The sequence below is a fragment of the Amycolatopsis anabasis genome (assembly GCF_009765355.1).
Lineage (GTDB): Bacteria > Actinomycetota > Actinomycetes > Mycobacteriales > Pseudonocardiaceae > Amycolatopsis > Amycolatopsis anabasis.
Map to the genome: position 1 here is coordinate 19,587 of NZ_VTHK01000045.1, position 18,021 is coordinate 37,607.

The following is an 18,021-nucleotide window of genomic DNA, read 5'->3' on the forward strand; positions in this document are numbered from 1 at the left end:
AAGCCTGTCCATTTCGTTTCCGTTGTTCTCGTTCATCGTTCGCTACCCTTTTTCGATCGGTCACGGCGTCGGCAAGTGGACTTCGGCGTAGATGTGCCAGGTGGGGTCCCGCCGGTTGGAACGGCTGGGATCGACCACATGCGTGATCGTATACCGCGTTCCGGGTGCGAGGATCAGCTCGCGTTGGCGCGGGTAGATGCTGGTAACGCCGACCCAAAGTCCTCTCGCTCCTTTGGGCACACGGAGATGGAGCTGGTACTTGAACATTCCGAACGCCGCGCTCGCCCCGACGGATGTCGACATGAGCCCCGGCTCGGTTCTCTCTTCGGGTGGATCCAGGCCGAGCTTCGGTTTCGCGGGATCCCCGCCGAGGAAACGCACTCCGGTCAATCCGCGATGGACGACGACGTCTTCGCCCACCGGCTGGTTCACCGCACGCCGGACGTTGTCGAGGTCGGATTGGATCTCGGCCTCGGTGGGGAAATGCCCGTCGAACAGTTCGACCACACGATCGTAGAAGCTCTTCTTCGCCAACAACTCGTTCAGCTTCTTGCCCATCAGATCGGTGTTCTTCCCACTGCCTCCGGCAGCCGTGACCTCACCGAGCAGTGCCAGTTGCTCGCGGCTGAGCCGGGACGACCTGGACACCGCCAGGACCTGCGCGACCGTGGGCTCGGCGCCGCCGAAAACCGCGCGCAGGCGCTCCCCCTTCTTGCCCGAGCGAAGAATGTCGCGCAACACCTCCTCCCTGTTCCCCGCCGTCGCTATATCGCTGAGCAGGCGAAGTTGCTTGCGGCTTCGCACCGGGTTCCGCGCCACGTTCTGAACCTGCTCCGGGGTGGGAGTCGCACCGCCGAAGACATTGCGGATCTTCGTCCCCTTACCGGTCTGCCCCTTCCATCGTTCAAGCACTTCGCTCGGCGTCGCGCCGCGGGCGACGAGCCGCAACATCTGGTTGTAGGGAATGCCGAACTTCGTGTACCGGAGCAAAGCGTGCATCAGCTCGCTCGGCATGTTCTCGAAATCTCCCCGGAGATGCTTTTCCCCGAACTTCTCCCCTTCCACGTCGTTGAGTTCACGCCAGATTCCGTCGGTGGGACTCGCCGAAGGGTTCAGCGTGGCCACGACCCGGAAATTCGGCCTGCCCACGGTCGTCAGCCCGGTCAGGCGGTACCAGATCCGCATCCCGGCCAGTACGCCGTTGAGCACCCGTTCGTAGACGCCCCGGCGAAGCAGCGAGACCAGCTTGGGGCGGATACGTGCGACGATCAGCGCGAGCCGTTGGTCCTTGGTCTGTTCCTCGTTCTTCCGGCGCTGATCCTCGTGGCGGCGACGGTCTTCCTGGCGCTGCTTCTGCCGGTCCTTCAACCGGTCCCGGGTGCGCTGGAACTTGTCGCGGAGTTTCTTCGCCCCGTTCTTCAAAGCCCGGCCGAGTTTGCTGTTCGCCACCTTGCGCCCCACCTTGCGCAGGGCTTGGCCGACCTTGCGCAGGCCGTTGCGGACCGTGTGCTTCACCCGGTTCAGCGCCGCCCGGGCCGGGCTCACCCGGCGCGGCGGGGTTTCCCGTTCGTCTTCCCGGCGACGGTCACGCCGCCGGGAAGGTCGGCGGGCTTCCGGGCGGCGTTCGGGAACGCGGCGGCCGGGGCCCGTGCCGGGACGTCCCGGGCGGCGAGTTCGCGGCGGCGCGCCGGGGCGGCGGGCGGCGCCCGGGCCCGCGGGGCGAGCCGGGCGGCGGGGCGGGCGGAGTGCCTGGCTCGCCGATTTCAGGCCGCGGCGGGCCGAGTTGACCGCGGTTCCGGCGGCCTTGCGGGCGCCCTTTCCCGCGCGGCCGAGACCGGCCGTGATCTTCTTGGCCATTCCTTGCAGGGTCCGGCCGACGCCCTTGGCGGCCATCGCGAGCTTCGCCATCAGGAAGTTGGTGATGAACTCCAGCAGGGCCACCACGCCCGCGGCCACCGCGGCGGCGAACAGGCAGGCGGCGGGGCCGGATTTGACCGCCATCAGGAACGCGATGAACGCGCCGATCGCGGCGAGGATCTTGCTGATCGTGCCCCAGGCGGCCATCAAGCCCTGCACGACGGCGAGCACCGCGCCCGCGGCGGGGACGATCAGCGAGACCAGCCGCTCGATGATGACCATGATGATGATCATCGGCAGCGAGGCGATCAGCGCGTCCCAGGCCATCTTCCCAATCTGGGCCATCGAAACGCAGCCCTTGATCAGCACGTTGATGACCGCTTTGCCGAGCCCGAGGATCGATTCGACCTTCTCGTTGAACCACCGCTTGACCGCGCTCTTGATCGCGCCCCAGAGGTGGTTCTGGATGCCCTCCTTGGCCGAGCTGCCCAGTTTGCCCAGCCACGGCCCGACTCCCATGGACGCGATGTCGGCGATGATCGCGGCGAACTTCCCGAGCAGCTGGATCGCGGCCTTCGCGAACTCGATGGCCGCGTTGACCACGCCCTCGACGATCTTCACCGCGGCCTTGAGCCCGGCCTCCAGCAACCGGAGCAATCCGGTCAGCGCCTGGGCCAGCTTGTTGAGCAGGAACTCGACGCCCGCCTTGAGCGCGTCCGCGAGCTTGTTCACCACCGCGATCGCCGCGTCGCGCAGGGTCTCGATCGCCTTGCGGATGCGTGCGGCGAGTTCGGGGAAGAACACCGCGAGCACGTCGCACAACTTGATCAGGATGTTCGCCAGCGTGTTGATCAGTCCGATGATCGCGTTGCGCGCCAGGTCGATCAGCCCGGTGACGATCTTGGTGAACTCCTTGACGATGGTGTTGACCAACTTCACCGCCGCGTCGAAGATCGCGGTGATCGCGTTCAGCAACCCCTCGAAGAAGCTCTTGACCTTCGACGCGATCCAGCCGAAGATCCCGCCCTCGGACTCCTCCTTCTTGCGTTCCTTCTCCTTGCGTGCCTTCTCCTCGGCCTGTTCGCGCTCGCGGGCGATCCGGTCGTTGTCCTCCTTCTGCTTCGCCTCGTTCTTCTGGTCGGTTTCGGTCTTCTCCTGGACGATCCCGGCGCGCGACTTCTCGTGTTCCTTGCCCGCCTCGGCGCCGGTCTCCTCGATCTTCTTGTCCTGCTCGCCGCGCCACTCCTCGCGTTTGGCCGCCGCGTCCTCGGCGACCTTGCCCCGCTCCGCCGCCTGCGCCTGCGCGTTCTCCTGGACGGCCTGGGTCACCTCCGCCTGGTGCTGGGCGTTCGCCTGTGCCTGCGCCTGCTGCTGGTTCTGCCGCTCGGCGCCCATCTGGGCCTGCCCCTGGGCGACCCCGGCCTGGATCTGCGGCCCGCGTTCCTGTTGCGCGACAACGGCGACGCCCGGTTCCTCAGCGCCCGGTCCGCCGGGTCCGGCGGGTCCCGCGGGCCCGCCGCCGGAGGGCACCTGCGCGGTCAGCGTCTCGGCCGGTGCGTTCGGGAAGATCTGGTCCTCGCCGAGCGGTTTCGCGGCCTCCTCCCGGCCGCCCGCGTGGATCTCCTGCGAGGACTTGGTGAGTTCCGCGGCCTGCTGGTCGGTCCGGACCGGATCGGTCTCGCCCTTGAGCTCCACCTTCTGCACCGGGCCCACGGTCGTGTGCAGCGCCGGATCGGTGGTCGGCACGTTGTCGACCGCCTGCTCGACGTTGCGGACCTCCCGCTCGGACAGTTTGCCGTCGGTGCCCCCGGCGACCTGGGGCCGCTGCGCCTGCGCCGCCGGATCGGTGCCCTGAACCTCCTTCGCCTGCTGCTTCTTCTGCTGCTCCGCGCGTTCGGCCTCGGCCTTCTCCAGCCGGACCCGCTCGGCATCGCCGGGCGGGGCGGCCTCCGGCGGGCCCGACATGGTTCGCGGGGCGCCGGAGGGACGCTGCATCGTCGGTGGCGCCGCGGCGAGCGCGTTCTGCTGCTCACCCACGTCCCGGCTGACCGCACTGTCCACTCCGGACAGTGAGCTGCGCATCTTGTCCGGGGGCAGCGTGCCGACGGTGGCCAGGGCCGCCTCCGGGGGCTGCCCGGACACGTCCGATGGCGCGGGCTGCTGCTCGGCCGGTGGCGGGGCCGCACCCGCCGCGCCGCCGCCCCCACCGGCGCAGCCGCCTTCCCCACCCTCGGGTTTGGCGCCTTCGGTGGTCGGCTCGGGCGCACCGGCGCACGCGCCGCCGCCGGGCTCCAGGGACGCCTCGGGCGCGATCGGCGGGGCACCCGCCTCGGCGCCGGGCTCGGCGACGCCGGGAGCTTCCGGCTGCTGGGCCAGTTCGGGCCGCCCCGCGTCGGCACCGATGGGTGGGCCGCCACCGCCGACGGGCGCGGGACCGGCGACCGGTCCGGGCCGCGCGGGTTCGGGTGCGGCGGGTTCCGGGCCCGCCGGTCCGGGTGCGGCGAGTTCCGGGGCCGCCGGTTCCGGTTCCTGTTCCGGCGCACCAGGCATCCGCGACCCGGCACTCGGAGCTTCGGGTTCGGCGGGCTCCGCCGGGGTGATCGGCGTTCGGTCCGCGGTCTCCGCGCGCGGTTCCGGGCCGACCTCGGCGTCGAGCGGCTGCGGAGCGGGCGGTTCCTCGGCCGCTTCCGGCGGTTCCGGCGGGGGCTGGGGCGCCGGGGCGGGACCGGCCTCGGCGGCTTCCGGCTCGGGCGTCGGCTCCTCGTCTTCTTCCTGCTGTTCGGCCTTGGTCGGCGGGGGCGCCGGAAAACTCGGCGGTTCCGGTGGCCGGGGCGCCGGTCCGCCTTCCCGCGCGTTCGTCCGCTCGGCGGTCGGGACGTGGGACAGATCCAGATCGGCGGCGGGCAGGTAGTCCTCGGGCTTGAGCTCGGGCCGCTCCGGACGTGCCGCCTCGGGCGCTTCGGGTGCGGGTTCCGGCGCGTCCACCTCGGTTTCGGCGGCGGGTTCGAGGCCGAGCGGTTTCTCCTGCTCCTCCAGTCGTTCCTCGTCCTCGCGCCGGTCGGCCAGGCCGTGCCGCACGAGCGGGCTGTCCGGCTGGGCCGCGGCCTGCTCCACCCGTTCCGGTCGTGCCGGGCCCGGCTGGGCATCGGCGATCCCGGTTTCGGCGGCCGGGGCGGCCCCGGCCGCGGGGCCCTGACCCGGCGGTGGTGCGGCGCCCGGTGCGCCCGGCGCCTGCGCGATCGGCTGCGCGGCGGCCGCCGCCTCGGCGTCCTTCGGCGCTTCCTCGGTCTTCTCGCCCTCTTCCTTCTCCTTCTGCTTGCCTTTCTCGCCCTTCTCCTCGTCCTCTTTCTCCTCGTCTTCCTTCTTCTCGTCCTCTTCCTTCTTTTCCTTGTCCTGTTCCTTCTCGTCCTTCTCCTGCTCCTCTTCCTCGTCCTGCTCCGGCTCCTCGCCCTTCCCGTCCTCGGTTTCCGGAGCCGGTTCGACGGGCTCCTCGTCCGGTTCGGACTTCTCGTCCGCATCCCGCTGCTCGTCCTGCTCGGCTTCGCTCTGCCCGGCCTCCGCGGTGTCGTGGCGCTCGATGTCACGGCGTTCGGCCGCGTCCGTCACCGGTTCCGGGGTCCCCGCCGAATCGACCGGTCCACCGGCCGCCGCCGCGTCCGCCTCTTCGACGAGTTCGAGCACTCGCCGGTACTCCGCCGACGGCAGCCGGGATTCGAGGCGGGTCAGCACGAGATCCCGCAGCACCGGGGCGAGGCGGCCCAGTTGCAGCCGCACCCGGCCGGAGGCGTCGGTGGCGTCCCCGCGCAGGCTGCGCAGCAACCCGGCCACCAGCCGATCCACGACGGCGGCCGGATCGAGTTGCTCGGCGCGGTGCTGTTCGGCGGTTCCCCGGGTGTACCGCAGCCAGGAAGCGACCTGGCTGCCGCGCTCGCGCAACTCCGGCGACCGCTCCCGCACCCCCTCCTCGGCCTCGAGTTCGACCGCGTCGCGCGGTGTGCTCAGCGATCCCGGCTCGCGGCCCAGGCGCAGAGGCCCCGGCGCGTGCGGCACCTGGACGGTGTGCAGCAACTCGTGCGCGAGCAGCCGCCGTCCCGCCGAGGTCTCGGGATGGAACCGCCCCTCCGCGAAGAACACGTCCTGGCCGACCGCTACCGCGTCCGCGCCCAGCAGTTCGGCCAGCGCCGCGGCGTCGGGATCGGTGTGGATGCGGACCCGGCTGAAGTCGTGGCCGAGCCGGGCCTCCAGTTCCCGGCGCAGCCCCACGTCGAGCGGTTGCCCCGCACCGGAGACGATGTCCTTCGGTTCCGGCGGGCGGGACGCGGCCGCGCGCTCGGTCTCCCGTTTGCGGGAAACCTGCTGCCGCGCCACCGCCGTCCTCATCTGAGTCCCTCGGTGACCGCACGCGCGAGCGCCACGCCGAGGCCGCGCGGCGAGGTGACCGGTGGCAGCGCGGGCAGCTCCAGTTCCGCCACGTCCTGGTCCTGATCGACCGAAAGGACCTCGCTCAGTCCACTTCGGACACTCAGCAGCCGGACGAGTTCCCGCTGGAACGCGGCCGCCACGCGATCGCGGTTGACCGGACCGAAACCGTCGAACAGCAGCTCGTCGATCTCGATCAGCACCTGATCCGGTTCCCTCACACCCATCCCGCGACCTCCCCCGGGGTCAGCGAACGCTCCAGCTTCAGGTACTCGGTGCGGGACGCGGCGAGCAGATGCCGCATGCGCAGCGGGGAATCCTCGTCCGCGGCCAGGAACGCCGCGGACAGCGCGATGTTGCGGATGCTGCCGCCGGTCACCGTGAGCTGGGCGAGGCGAGCGAAGTCGATCCCCTCGGCGGGGGTCCGGCGGGGTATGACGTGCCGCCAGATCTCCTCGCGTTCGGTCACCGACGGGAACGGGAACTCCACCACGAACCGGATGCGGCGGAGAAACGCCTGGTCCAGCGCCTTCTTCAGGTTGGTGGTGAGGATCGCCAGCCCGCGGTAAGCCTCCATCCGCATCAGCAGGTAGCTGACCTCGAGGTTGGCGTAGCGGTCGTGGCTGTCCTTGACCTCGCTGCGTTTCCCGAACAACGCGTCCGCCTCGTCGAACAGCAGCACCGCGCCACCGCGTTCGGCCGCGTCGAAGACCCGCCGCAGGTTCTTCTCGGTCTCCCCGATGTACTTGCTGACGACCTGGGACAGATCGATCACGAACAGGTCCAGCCCCAGTTCCGCGGCCACCACCTCGGCGGCGAGGGTCTTCCCGGTGCCGCTGCCGCCGGAGAACAGCGCGGTGACCCCGAGTCCCCGGCGCAGCACGGCTTCGAAGCCCCAGTCCTGGTACACCGTGCCCCGCGCCCGCACGTGGGCGACGATCTCGGTGAGGACGCGACGCTGCTGCCCCGTCAGCACCAGATCGTCCCACCGCGCGCGGGGTTCGATGCGGTGCCCGAGTTCGTCGAGCGCCATCCGCGCTTCGGCGAGCCCCGCCTCCCACGCCCGCGCGCGCAGCTCCCCCGGTTCCCGCGACGCGGCCCCGCCCGCCGCGCGGATCACGTGCGCGGGCAAGGAGAACTGGGCGACCAGCCGTTTGAGTTCGTCCTCGGTGAGCGTGCGCGGCGAACCGTTCCCGGCCGAGAGCGCGGCCGCCCAGAGGTCCTGCTGTTCCGAAGGGGTCAGCGCCGGGATCGGGAACCGCGTGCGGCGGTCGTGCCCCGGCAGCGGATCCGTGCTGGCGAGCAGGACCGGCACCCCGAGCGGTTCGGCGAACGCCTCGGCCACGGCCCGGCGTTCCGCGGAAAGGTCGTCGCAGTCGACGAGCAGCGCGGCGGGCAGCAGCACGGCTTCCCGTTCCCACAACCGGCCCAGCGCGTCCCGGTCGCGCGGATCCGCGGGCAGGTCCGCCCCTTCGACGACGTGCAGGGTGAGGCCGGACGCGCGCGCCGCGGCCGCGGCCACCTCCCGCCGCGTCCGCCGGTCGGCGCCGACGAGTTCCCCGTGCGCGCGGGCGGTCGCCGCCCAGCTCGCCGCCACCCGTTCGGCCACCCGGGCGTGCGACGGGGGCAGCGCGTCCGGTTCCCCGGCGGGCGCGACCAGGCCGTGCAACCGGGTGTCCAGGTACGGGATCCCGGCGAGGAAGTGCAGGATCCGTTCGTCGATCCGCAACCGCGCGGTGGCCAGGGCACCGGAGTCGTCGAGTTCGATCAGCCGCCAGCGGCGCAGCGGCGCGACCGGGGTGAGCGCGCCCCAGTGCGGCTCGGCGAACGCGGCGAGCGCGAGGGAGAAGGTCGGGTACGCGCGCTGCGGATCGCCGCTCGCCGCCGCGCAGCGGGCCCCGGTGGTCGGGTCGATCTCCACGGCCGCGGCGAGCACGAGCACATCCCGCTCGAACGCGGTGAGCCCGAAGCACGAGCACACCGTGCCGAGCGCGCCGGCGTCGTCCGGGCGGGGCGGCTCCGGCCCCGCGTCCCGGCGTCCGGCGTGCGCGTCCACCCGGGCCAGCACGGCGCGCACGGCCTCGGCGAGCGCCTGCCGGTGCGGTTCCTCCCGGGTGGTGGCCATGACCTCACGCCCCCAGGGTGACCGTCGGCGCGCGCAGATCGCCCTGCGGCAGCGTGGGCACCCCGTCGACCTGCGCCCGCACCAGGTAGCTCGCGCGCCGCACGGTCGGCAGCGGCACGCGGACGGTGTCCTCCGCGCCGGGCGGCCGGTCGAGCGGAACGGGTGCGGTGAGCCGGTAGCTCGCCGCGGCCCGGTCCGCCGGCGGGTCCAACTCGTCGAGCAGGATCTGCACCCGCTGGTCGCGGCGGACCGGCATGTCGAACCGGACGGTCAGGATCGGCGGCGTGCCCCCGGATTCCACCGGTTCCAGTACCCGGGGCTGCCGGACGACCGGGACCACGTTGGACTCGATCACCTTGCGCAGCAAGCGGTCCTCGGCACGCAGATCGTGCACCACCTGGACCGGGTAGATCCCGGGCGGCAGCGCGCGCACCGGCTCCCCGGCCAGGGTGAACACCACGCGCTCGTTCCCGACGCTCGTCGGCGCCACCACCAGGTCGCCGATGCGCACGGCGACACCGTCGCCGGTCAGCGCGGCGCCTTCGAGCCACACCTCGCTCCCGGCCGGCACCGGCCCTTCGACCGGCAGGTCCGAGGACCCCTGGGGCCGCGACACCAGCCGCTCGATCACCGGGCGGCCACCGGCGACCGCGCGCACCGTGCGCCGCAGCACCGGTTTGCCCGCGACCGGCGTTCCCCGGCCGTCCACCACCACGGCCGTGGCCTCGTACACCACGGAAAGCGCGTACGGGGTCTGGAAGAGCATCGACCAGAGCTTCGACAGATCGTCCAGATCCAGCTTGCTCGGGGTGAACCGGACCGCCTGCGGTGAACTGGCGAGATCCGCCCCGGCCAGGTAGGGCCGGGCCGCCGCGCTCTCGATGTCCACCCGCGACAGAATCGGTTCCTCGTTCAGGCCGCGCACGATGGAGCCGAGCATGCGCTGCGGTTCGAGGGTGTCCTCGTTGCCGTAGCAGCTGATCAGGTAGTGCAGGTCCAGGGCGGCGTGTGCCTTGGCGATCAGCGTGCCGTCGGCGGCTCTCGTGGGCGCGTCCCGGTTGCGCAGCGCGGCGTTCGGCGTGATCTGGTACAGGAACACCGTGACGAGCGGCTCCGCGGGCGGTTCGGCGGGCGGTTTCACCGGCCGGACGCGCGCGCCGATCGGATCGCCGTCGGCCTGCAACGCCCGGGCGATCAACTGGCACAACGCCTCGGTGGCCTGCGCGATGGCGAGGTGGTTGCTCATCGACTCCTCCTCGCCAGGTACCGGTCGAGTCCGACTTCCGGCGCCGGACGCGCGGTTCGCGGCGGCGGCTTCGGGGGCTGCGCACCGGCGGCCGTCACCGCGAGCTTGCCGATGGTGACCCGCACGACCCGTTCCGCGGCGGGCTGTTCCCCCCGGCGCTCGGCGTCCCGAGCGGCCTCGGCCGCCACGACCTCGCGCACCGGACGCGCGCGGGTTTTGTCCACAACGGACGGTCGGACCGGTTCGTTCGCGCGAGCCACGGGGAGTTCCGGCCGGGGTTCCGGGGAGTCCGGCGGAACCGGCGCGGGGGCGACCAGGGTGCGGTGGATCTCCAGGTGTTCGACGACCTGCCGCACGGTCTCGGTCACCTGCGCCCGCCGGACCGGTTCCGCGCGCACCTCGCCGCGCCGTTCCGGTGGCGCACCGGCCGGACGCGGTGCGGGGGCACTGCCCGACAAGGGTGGCGCGCTCGCCCGGGGCGGCGCCGGGCGCGGTTCGGGCGCGGTTTCCGGTTCCGGTGCCGTGGCACGGGTTTCGTCGAGGACGACGAGTTCGTCCCACTCCAGCGGCTGGGCCCGTTCGAACGGGTTGGGCAGCCGCGGCCGGACCTTCGGCGCGGGCTCCGATTCGGCGAACCCGGCCCGCGTCACCAAGCGGTCGAAGAAATCACGCATGTCCGGCCAGCTCCAGGTAGTAACGCCGCCGCAGCGGGCTCAGCGCCAGGATTTCCGGTTCGCTCCAGCCGACCGCGCGCGCGAGCTGGTAGACCTCGAGCAGCGTCGCGCGGGCCCAGGAATCCAGCTCCGCCCACAGGCAGGACGCGATGTCCAGTTCGGCCCGGTTCCGGTGGCCGCATTCCGGGCAGATGACGTCCAGCCGGATGTCGGCGCACGGATCCGCCTCCGCCGCGGTCTCGGTCAGCCGCCGCTGGATGTCGGCGGGCAGTTCCCCGGACGGCATCGGCTTTCCCGCCCGCTTCGCCTCCGCCACGCACCGCGACAGCAGCACCGCGCGTGCCTCGGCGGCGGTCGCGGCCCGGGCCGCCGCGAGCAGGTCACCAGACGTGGGCAGCCGCAGGACGACCGTCCAGTCGCCGCTGGTGACCACGATCGGTTCCGGGTCCGGGGCCCGCATCCCGGTCACCGCCTCGGTGTCGAAGTCGAACTCCAGTTCCTCGGCGCATTCCGGGCAGGCGTACCGCACCGGGATCCGGGCGCCGAACAGCGATCGGCGCAGCGCGAACAGGTCCACGTCGCGCCGGCCCACCGGCACCGCGAGCAGTTCGTCCACAGTGGCCGGACGGGCCACCGCGTGCAGCAGCAGCGCGCGCTCGGCATCCCCCGCCGCCGCACCCGACTCCCACACGGCGAGCAGGTCCTTCCCCGGCAGCATCGCTAGGCCGGGAGCGTGAACGAAGGCTCTTCCGGTTCCGGCACCTCGGCGTCCCGTTCCCAGCCCTCGCATTCCAGCTTCAGGCTCTGGATGGCGACCGCGTTGGCGTTCGCGTCCATCTCACCCAGGATCTGGTACTCGCTCGGCCACGCGCGGTAGATCTTGTAGGCCACCGCGACCTGACCGGCCTCGTTGAGCACCTGGATGACGATGTTCTTGCGGAAGTCCCGCAACGACGACTCGGTGCCGCGGCCCGCGCCGACCAGCCAGACCTTGTTGGCCCAGCGGTCGAACTCCGGATCGTGCGTGACGCCGCGCTCCAGGGTGATCGCCTCGAACTCGATCCGTCCCGCGGACTTCCGGGGCGAACTGGAGTCGCCGCCGCTGCGGTGCTTGACGACCTCGGAGGTCCGCTTCAACGGGCTGATCTTGCTGACCCCGGCGACCGTCTTCCCGTCCCACAGCACGAGGAACTTGAAGTTCTTGTACGGGTCGAAACGTTGTGCGTTAACGGTGAACTCAGCCATGACAACCGCCCCTAGACCTGGATTTGGCCAGCCATCTGCTCGATCTTGATGATCACGAACTCCGCGGGCTTGAGCGGCGCGAAGCCGACGAGGATGTTGACCACGCCGCGGTTGATGTCGTCCTGCGTGGTCGTGGTCCGGTCGCATTTCACGAAGTAGGCGTCGCGCGCGGAGGCGCCCTGGAACGCGCCCTGCAGGAACAGCGTGTGCAGGAACGCGCCCACGTTGAGCCGGATCTGGCTCCAGAGCGGTTCGTCGTTCGGTTCGAACACCACCCATTTCGTGCCGCGGTACAGGCTTTCCTCAAGGAAGAGCGCGGTCCGCCGGACCGGGACGTACTTCCACTGCGAGGCGAGCTGATCGGCGCCCGCGAGGGTGCGCGCGCCCCACACCACCGGCCCGATGACCGGGAAACCGCGCAGCGCGTTCAGGCCGAGCGGGTTGATCAGGCCGTTCTCCTCGTCGGTGAGCGGTACGGTCAGCGCGCGTACCCCGGACAGCCCGGCCTCGGTGCCCGCGGGCGCCTTCCACACCCCGCGATCGGTGTCGGTCCGCGCGTAGATTCCCGCGATGGCCCCGGAGGGCGGGAAGTCCCGCAGCCGTCCGGTGAGCGAATCGGTCAGCTGGATGTGCGGGAAGTACAGCGCCGCGTGGTCGCTGCGGACCGCGTCGAATGCGGCGAGGCCCGCCCGCGCCTTCTCCAGCGTGGTCCAGGAGCTCGGGCTGTCCACGATGAAGAACATGCGCTTGGTCTCGCACAGGGCGATCGCCTGCTCGATCACCGCGATCCGCGTGCTGTCGAGTTCGGGCCCGGCGAGTTCGGGAATCACCAACAGGTTCACGTCTTCCACGGCGCGCAGGGCGTGGATCCCGGTCTTCTGGTCCGCGTTGCCGATGAAGTCGGCGCCGGTGGGAGCCGTGCCGTCCGCGCCCCCGGTGAGCGGATACGCGGGCGCGCGCACCGATCCGGCCAGGCCCAGGGTGGTCGCCGCCTGGCCGGACAACCGGAGCTCACCGGCGGGCGTGCCGGCGAGCGCCTGCAAGCGCTTTCCCCGGACGTGCACGCGCGCCGCGGCGAAGTCGCGGTTGCTCGCGGCGACCCCGCGGAGCTTGCGTTCCAGCAGCAGCGCCAGTTCGGCCAGGTTCTTCGGTTTGGGATCGTCGGCGGTGTAGAGCGTGAACGTGTGCGTCTCGTCGCCGACCGCCGCGTCGAGCGGCTGGTCGGCCACATCGGGCAGGGGCCCCTCGAACGGGTTCGAGACCGTGCCCGAGTAGGCCGGTGTCGCGGCATCGCTTTCGACGGTCAGCGTGACCGCTTCGGAAGCGGAGTTGACCACGGCCGCGGCGAACCGCGGTGATTCCGCGTCGATCGACAGGTCGCGGAAGGTTTCGCGCACCGCCCCGCTCGAATCGAAGATCCGGAGGTCGAAGCCGTCCGGTGTGGAGCCCGGGTCGACCGCGACCCGGAGTCCGTCACCCCAGACTCCCGGATCCCGGGCGAAGGCCCGGAAGGACGCGGCCTGCCCGGTGCCCGCGACTTCGACCTGGGACTTCACCGCGTCGTGCGCCAGGCGCAGCACGACCGCGACGGAGCCGCCCTTGAGAAAGAACTGCTGGACCGCGTAACTCACCGGACTGGCCGCGGCGAGCCCGCCGAACCGGCGCTCGTAGTCGGCGAAGCTGGTGATCGTGACCGGGGTGTCCACCGGGCCGCGGGCGGTGTAGCCGACGAACGCCGTGACCGACGTCGAGACTCCGGTGATCGTGCGGACGGTGCTGGGAAGTTCTTCGATGTAGACGCCTGGGTAGGTGGGTGTAACCGGCATGGCACCTCCATTGCGTGGAGGGCACCACAGCAGACGAGAAGAATGAGAAGCGTGCGAAACCCTGGCGGCGTCGCGTGAATTCGGCGCCGTCACCCCGGGGACACCTCTTGCCCTCCCACCAGTGGTGCCACTTCAGCCCGCTACAAGTCCTACCGCCGTTCCGAAGCAGTGTCAATGATCACACAAGATCTAAAATGATCCAGTGGAAAACGACCTTTTCCGAAAATGATCTCCCGAACTCGACCGAAGATCGACTTAAGCGATCTTGCTGGCATACAAGGAAGATCGACATCACCGGCCCGCGCGGAGTCTGTTCGGAAATGGACGGTCGCCCCTGAAAATCGCGCGCGATAATTGGTCAGTTCCTAACCGCCGGTTTTCGAAAGATCGGCTCGCTGCCATTTCCGGCGGCGCGCACCTCGGCGGCGACGGCGGCCACGATCGCCGCGGCACCGGCCAGGCCCGCGAGGTGGCAGGGTTCGCCGAGGACGACAACGCCGACCAAGTAGGCGACCACCGGTACGGCGTAGGCGTAGGTGCTCACCACGGCGACCGGGGCCGCGCGCAGGAGCCGGTTGTAGAGCGCGAACCCGGCAAGCGAGTCGACGAGCACCAGATACCCGAAGGCGAGCCAGGAACCGGCGCTGACCGCCGCGGGCGTCAGGTCGCCGGGCTCACCCAGGACGGCACCGAGGACGAGGAGCACCGACCCACCTGACAGCAGCTGGACGACGGTCGCGGCTCGCGGCTCGGGCAACGAGGCCGACCGCGACGCCCACAGCGTCCCACCGGCCCAGGCGATCGCGGCGCCGACCACGACCAGGCTCCACACCGACCAGGCGACGCCACCGCCCGAATCGGCGACCAGCACCGCCGCCACCCCGGCGAACCCGAGCAGCAGCCGGGCCACCCCGGCCACGCCCGGCCGGTCGCCGATCGCGGCCCGCAGCACCACGACCCACAAGGGGACGGCGGCGACCAGCAGCGCGGCGGTCCCGGCGAACACGTGCCGCACGGCGACCGCGATCGCGCCCTGGGCGCCGAGCAGGCAGGTTCCGATTCCCGCGGCGGCGACCGCCTGCCGCCGGGTCAGCCCGCGCAGCGCCGCCGGGCGCGCGGCGGCGAGCACGGCCCCGGCCACCACGAAGATCGTTCCCGAGGCCAGCAGCGGCGGCAGCGTGCCCACCATCACCCGCATCGCCGGCAACGACGTACCCCAGCACAGCCACAGTCCGATCATCGCCACGAGCACCTCACCAGCACAGCCGAACAGTGGCTATGTGTCCAACGACTACTCGTCATACGCCGCATGCGCTGAGATCATGGCCGGATGGAACTGACGGTCAGGCAGGTCGAAGCCCTGCTCGCCCTGGAGGAACACGGCAGTTTCACCCTCGCCGGGCGCGCCCTCGGGCTGACCCAGTCCGCGATGAGCCGTGCCGTCGCCGCCCTCGAGCGCCGTATCGGCGGGCCGCTCGTGCACCGCGGACCGGACGGCGCCGCGCTGACCGCGCTGGGCCGCCAAGCCGCCGAACACGCCCGCGCCGCCCTCGGGCACCTGCGCGCGATCGAAGCCCTCGGCGGGCGGGCGGACGCGCCGCGGTTGCGCGTCGGCGCCGTCGCCAGCGCCCTGGTCCGGCTGGTGCCCGGCGCCCTCGTCCGCCTCACCCGCGAATGGCCGGCCAGCGACGTCCTCACCGTCCGGGGCGACGACGACGAACTCGCCGCCTGGCTGGCCGCCGACACCATCGACCTCGCCGTCACCACGCGGCCCCGGGACGCTCGGGACGCAACGGCGACCGAGGTCGAGCTGACCGATCAGTTCCTCGCCGTCCTGCCCCGCCACCACTTGCTGGCCCGCGGCGACCGGGTCGGGCTCGCCGAGTTCGCGCGCGCGGGCGTCGCCGATCCCGGCGGCACCTGCGGTCCCCTGCTCGCCGCGGGATTCGCCGCGCACGGCGTCGCCTGGCGGCCCGACCACGTCGTGCGCGATGTCGCCACCGTGCTGGCCATGGCCGCGGCCGGGATCACCGCCGGGGTGGTGCCCGCGCTGGCCGCCCCGCGCCCCGCGCCCGCGGGCGTGACCCTGCTGCCGCTCGACCCGCCCCTGCGCCGGACCCTCTACGTCCGCCACCGCACCGGCGATCGGCACGCCGCGACGTTCGCCGACCTCCTCGCGGCGGAGACCTAGGCCGTGTTTCGGAAGTTGCGAGCCGCGTGACGGCCCGGCGGCACTCCGCCAGCAGGAGGACCTGCTGACGGAGTTCTTGACGTACCTGCCGCGACCCCGGCGGGCCCGTTGCTAGAGCTGCGTGGCGTTCACGGGGAACTTGCGCAGCGTGAGGGGCTCCTCCGATTGGCCCTCTTCGTGGAACTTGACGGGTTGTGCCAGGCGCAGCACAGCGCCCCGCGGCGGGAAGTTGGCGAGGCTGCCGTTGAGCTTGAGCCGGTTGGACGCCACGAGCGACTCGGTGGGTTTGTTGGCCCGTTGCAGCTCTATGACGAGCGGGGTCGCGAGGATCAGCTTGAACGGACGGTCATCGCCGGAGACGAGCCGGAGCCGCCCAGCGGCGACCTCGTCTTCGTCCAGCCAGTCCAGGCGGATGTCGGTGAGCTCGACGGGGTTGCCGGGCTCGCGCAGGTCGGCGTGCAGCTTGGTTTCGAGCGTGCGCAGCTTGCGGGAGAACTTCGGGTTGTCGGGGTTGGCCTCGACCCGGACCTTGATCCGGCCTTGGTAGACGCCGCGGGACTCGGGTTTGCCTGTATCGGTGGTGAAGACCAGCACCCCTTTCTCGCCCTTCTTGGTGGTCAGTTTGATGGCGAACTCGCTGCCGACAGCGGGCAGCGTCGGCGCCGCCTGATCACCCCACGCCGCTGGGACGCCGGTCAGCCCCAGGGCCGCGGTGCCGCCCGCCACGGCGGCGGCGGTGAAGAAACCCCGTCTGCTCAGGCCACCGGCGGAGCTGTTGTCATCACAAACAGACATAACTGTCCCCTTGCTCTTGCTACTGCGCTGCGATATTTCCACTTGGCAAAGTAGACAGCGACATTTGGGGGCGACACCGAGAGCACCCGATCGTGTATAAGGCACGAGGTCTCCGGTGAGGCAAGGGTTTTCTTGGTCGTTAGCTCCTCTACCGGAGACCTCGCCTATCTGATCAACGACACCGTCACCCGGCTCCCGACTTCTGAAAACACGGCCTAGCCGCGGGAAAGCGCTTCGAGCGGTTCCGCCGTGCGCACCCGCCGCCGCTCCAGTGCCACCGCGCCGCCGAACAGCACCAGCACGACGAGGTATCCCTGGATCAGGACACCGGGGCCGCCACCGGTCGGCGGCAGCACCAGGGCGAACACGGCGCTGACCCCCGCGAGAACCCACCTCGCCGAGCTGGTGCGCGCGCTCGCGGCCAGCGGCAGGACCGTCCACAAGAGATACCAGGGCTGCACCACGGGCCCGGTGACCAGCACTGCAGCGAACGCGGAACCGAGGCCGTACAAGGGATGCGGGCGGCCGCGAAACGTCCGCCACCACAGCACGGCCGCGACCACGGCGCCGATCACCGCGCCGACCGCGACCACCACCCCGATCGCCGCCGACGTCAGCGAGAGGCCACCGAGCGCGCCGATACCGCCGATCAGGAAGCCGAGCTGATTGGTCGGCGCCAGCCAGCTGTGCACGTGCCCCGAGGCGCCCACGGCACCGAGCCATCCCGTCCCCAGCCCGGTCACGGCGGAAATCGCGAGCGAACCGGCCACCACCCCGGCGAGCAGGCCGAAACCCAGCGCGACCCGGCGACCGGTCGTGCTCCCCCACCGCCGGATCAGCCCAGCCCCGGCGAAGAACACCGCGGCCACCGCCACGACCTTGACGTTCGCCGCGACGATGAGCACCGCGAGCCCCGCGACGGCGCGGCCCGGGCGCGCCGCGCCGAGGGTGATCTCCATCCCGGCGAGCACCAGACCGAGCATGATCCCCTCGTTGTGCACCCCGGCGACGACATGCCACAGCACCAACGGGTTGAGCAGGCCCAGCCACACCGCGGTGCTCGGGGCGACCCCGGCGCGACGAGCCAGCCGGGGCAGCGCCCAGGCCATCAGGGCGACCCCGGCGAGCTCGACCAGTCGATGCGCCACCACGGTCAGCACGACATCGTCCCCGGCCACCTGGGCGATCACCCGGGACAACGCGACGAACGCGGGCCCGTACGGCGCGGGCGTGTCCCGCCAGAGGTGCCCGACCCGTTCCGTCACCGGCGAATCCGCGCCCAGCGCCTCGGCCGAGCCGAGCAGGTAGGGATCAAGCCCCTTGGCCGCGATCACACCCTGCGCCAGGTAACTGAACACGTCACCGCTGAACAGGGGACGCGCCAGCAACAGCGGAGCGCACCAGGACACCCCGATCCAGTAAAGGCGGCGAACGGAAACCTCGGCCACCCACCGTCCAATGTGGAGCCAAGCCAGCACCACCAGGGTCATCCCGGTCAAGCCCAGCGCCAGAACCACCGCGGTCGGCCCCGGAATCCCGGACGCGGCAACGGTCAGCACGGCGGCGCCACCCGTGCCCACCCACCGAACCGCCGTCACCGCCCGTCCGGATGGCAAGAAAAGGCCCCCATACTCCTCGGGGCC

12 protein-coding genes are annotated in these 18,021 nt (G+C 71.4%); 1 reads left to right on the top strand and 11 read right to left on the bottom strand.

Features of this window, described 5'->3' with window-relative positions:
- Positions 1 to 60: 60 nt before the first annotated feature.
- The 9 genes from FXO23_RS38300 to FXO23_RS38340 form a co-directional block, all read right to left on the bottom strand.
- On the bottom strand, positions 61 to 6,237 hold the full coding sequence (locus tag FXO23_RS38300; RefSeq protein ID WP_158891579.1) for an eCIS core domain-containing protein: 6,177 nt from the start codon (positions 6,235 to 6,237) through the stop codon (positions 61 to 63).
- Positions 6,234 to 6,503, bottom strand: coding sequence for a hypothetical protein (locus tag FXO23_RS38305; protein ID WP_158891581.1), 270 nt, complete (start codon positions 6,501 to 6,503; stop codon positions 6,234 to 6,236). The genes FXO23_RS38300 and FXO23_RS38305 overlap by 4 nt, the downstream gene beginning before the upstream one ends.
- A complete protein-coding gene (locus tag FXO23_RS38310) occupies positions 6,494 to 8,401 on the bottom strand; it encodes an ATP-binding protein (RefSeq protein ID WP_158891583.1) in 1,908 nt (635 codons plus the stop codon). Before FXO23_RS38310 ends, FXO23_RS38305 begins: the two co-directional genes overlap by 10 nt.
- A 4-nt stretch (positions 8,402 to 8,405) precedes the next feature.
- On the bottom strand, positions 8,406 to 9,647 hold the full coding sequence (locus FXO23_RS38315; protein WP_158891585.1) for a Pvc16 family protein: 1,242 nt from the start codon (positions 9,645 to 9,647) through the stop codon (positions 8,406 to 8,408).
- Positions 9,644 to 10,321: a hypothetical protein gene (locus FXO23_RS38320; RefSeq protein ID WP_158891587.1), complete on the bottom strand. Its 678-nt coding sequence runs from the start codon at positions 10,319 to 10,321 to the stop codon at positions 9,644 to 9,646. Before FXO23_RS38320 ends, FXO23_RS38315 begins: the two co-directional genes overlap by 4 nt.
- Positions 10,314 to 11,039, bottom strand: coding sequence for a T4 family baseplate hub assembly chaperone (locus tag FXO23_RS38325; protein ID WP_158891589.1), 726 nt, complete (start codon positions 11,037 to 11,039; stop codon positions 10,314 to 10,316). Before FXO23_RS38325 ends, FXO23_RS38320 begins: the two co-directional genes overlap by 8 nt.
- Positions 11,040 to 11,041: 2 nt before the next feature.
- A complete protein-coding gene (locus tag FXO23_RS38330; RefSeq protein ID WP_158891591.1) occupies positions 11,042 to 11,566 on the bottom strand; it encodes a phage tail protein in 525 nt (174 codons plus the stop codon).
- Between the two features lie 11 nt (positions 11,567 to 11,577).
- On the bottom strand, positions 11,578 to 13,392 hold the full coding sequence (locus FXO23_RS38335) for a phage tail sheath C-terminal domain-containing protein (protein ID WP_158891593.1): 1,815 nt from the start codon (positions 13,390 to 13,392) through the stop codon (positions 11,578 to 11,580).
- A 358-nt stretch (positions 13,393 to 13,750) separates the two neighbouring features.
- Positions 13,751 to 14,632 (bottom strand): EamA family transporter, encoded by an 882-nt coding sequence (locus FXO23_RS38340; protein ID WP_158891595.1) that lies wholly within the window; start codon positions 14,630 to 14,632, stop codon positions 13,751 to 13,753.
- Positions 14,633 to 14,722: 90 nt separating this feature from the next.
- Between FXO23_RS38340 and FXO23_RS38345 the strand changes: the two genes are divergently transcribed.
- Entirely contained in the window at positions 14,723 to 15,583 is an 861-nt protein-coding gene (locus FXO23_RS38345) for a LysR family transcriptional regulator (RefSeq protein WP_158891597.1), read from the top strand.
- A 111-nt stretch (positions 15,584 to 15,694) separates the two neighbouring features.
- Here the strand turns inward: FXO23_RS38345 and FXO23_RS38350 are convergent, their stop codons facing one another.
- Both FXO23_RS38350 and mptB read right to left on the bottom strand, forming a co-directional pair.
- Entirely contained in the window at positions 15,695 to 16,378 is a 684-nt protein-coding gene (locus tag FXO23_RS38350; RefSeq protein ID WP_158891599.1) for a twin-arginine translocation signal domain-containing protein, read from the bottom strand.
- A 215-nt stretch (positions 16,379 to 16,593) separates the two neighbouring features.
- Entirely contained in the window at positions 16,594 to 17,976 is a 1,383-nt protein-coding gene (gene mptB, locus FXO23_RS38355; RefSeq protein WP_246258272.1) for a polyprenol phosphomannose-dependent alpha 1,6 mannosyltransferase MptB, read from the bottom strand.
- Positions 17,977 to 18,021 lie beyond the last annotated feature (45 nt).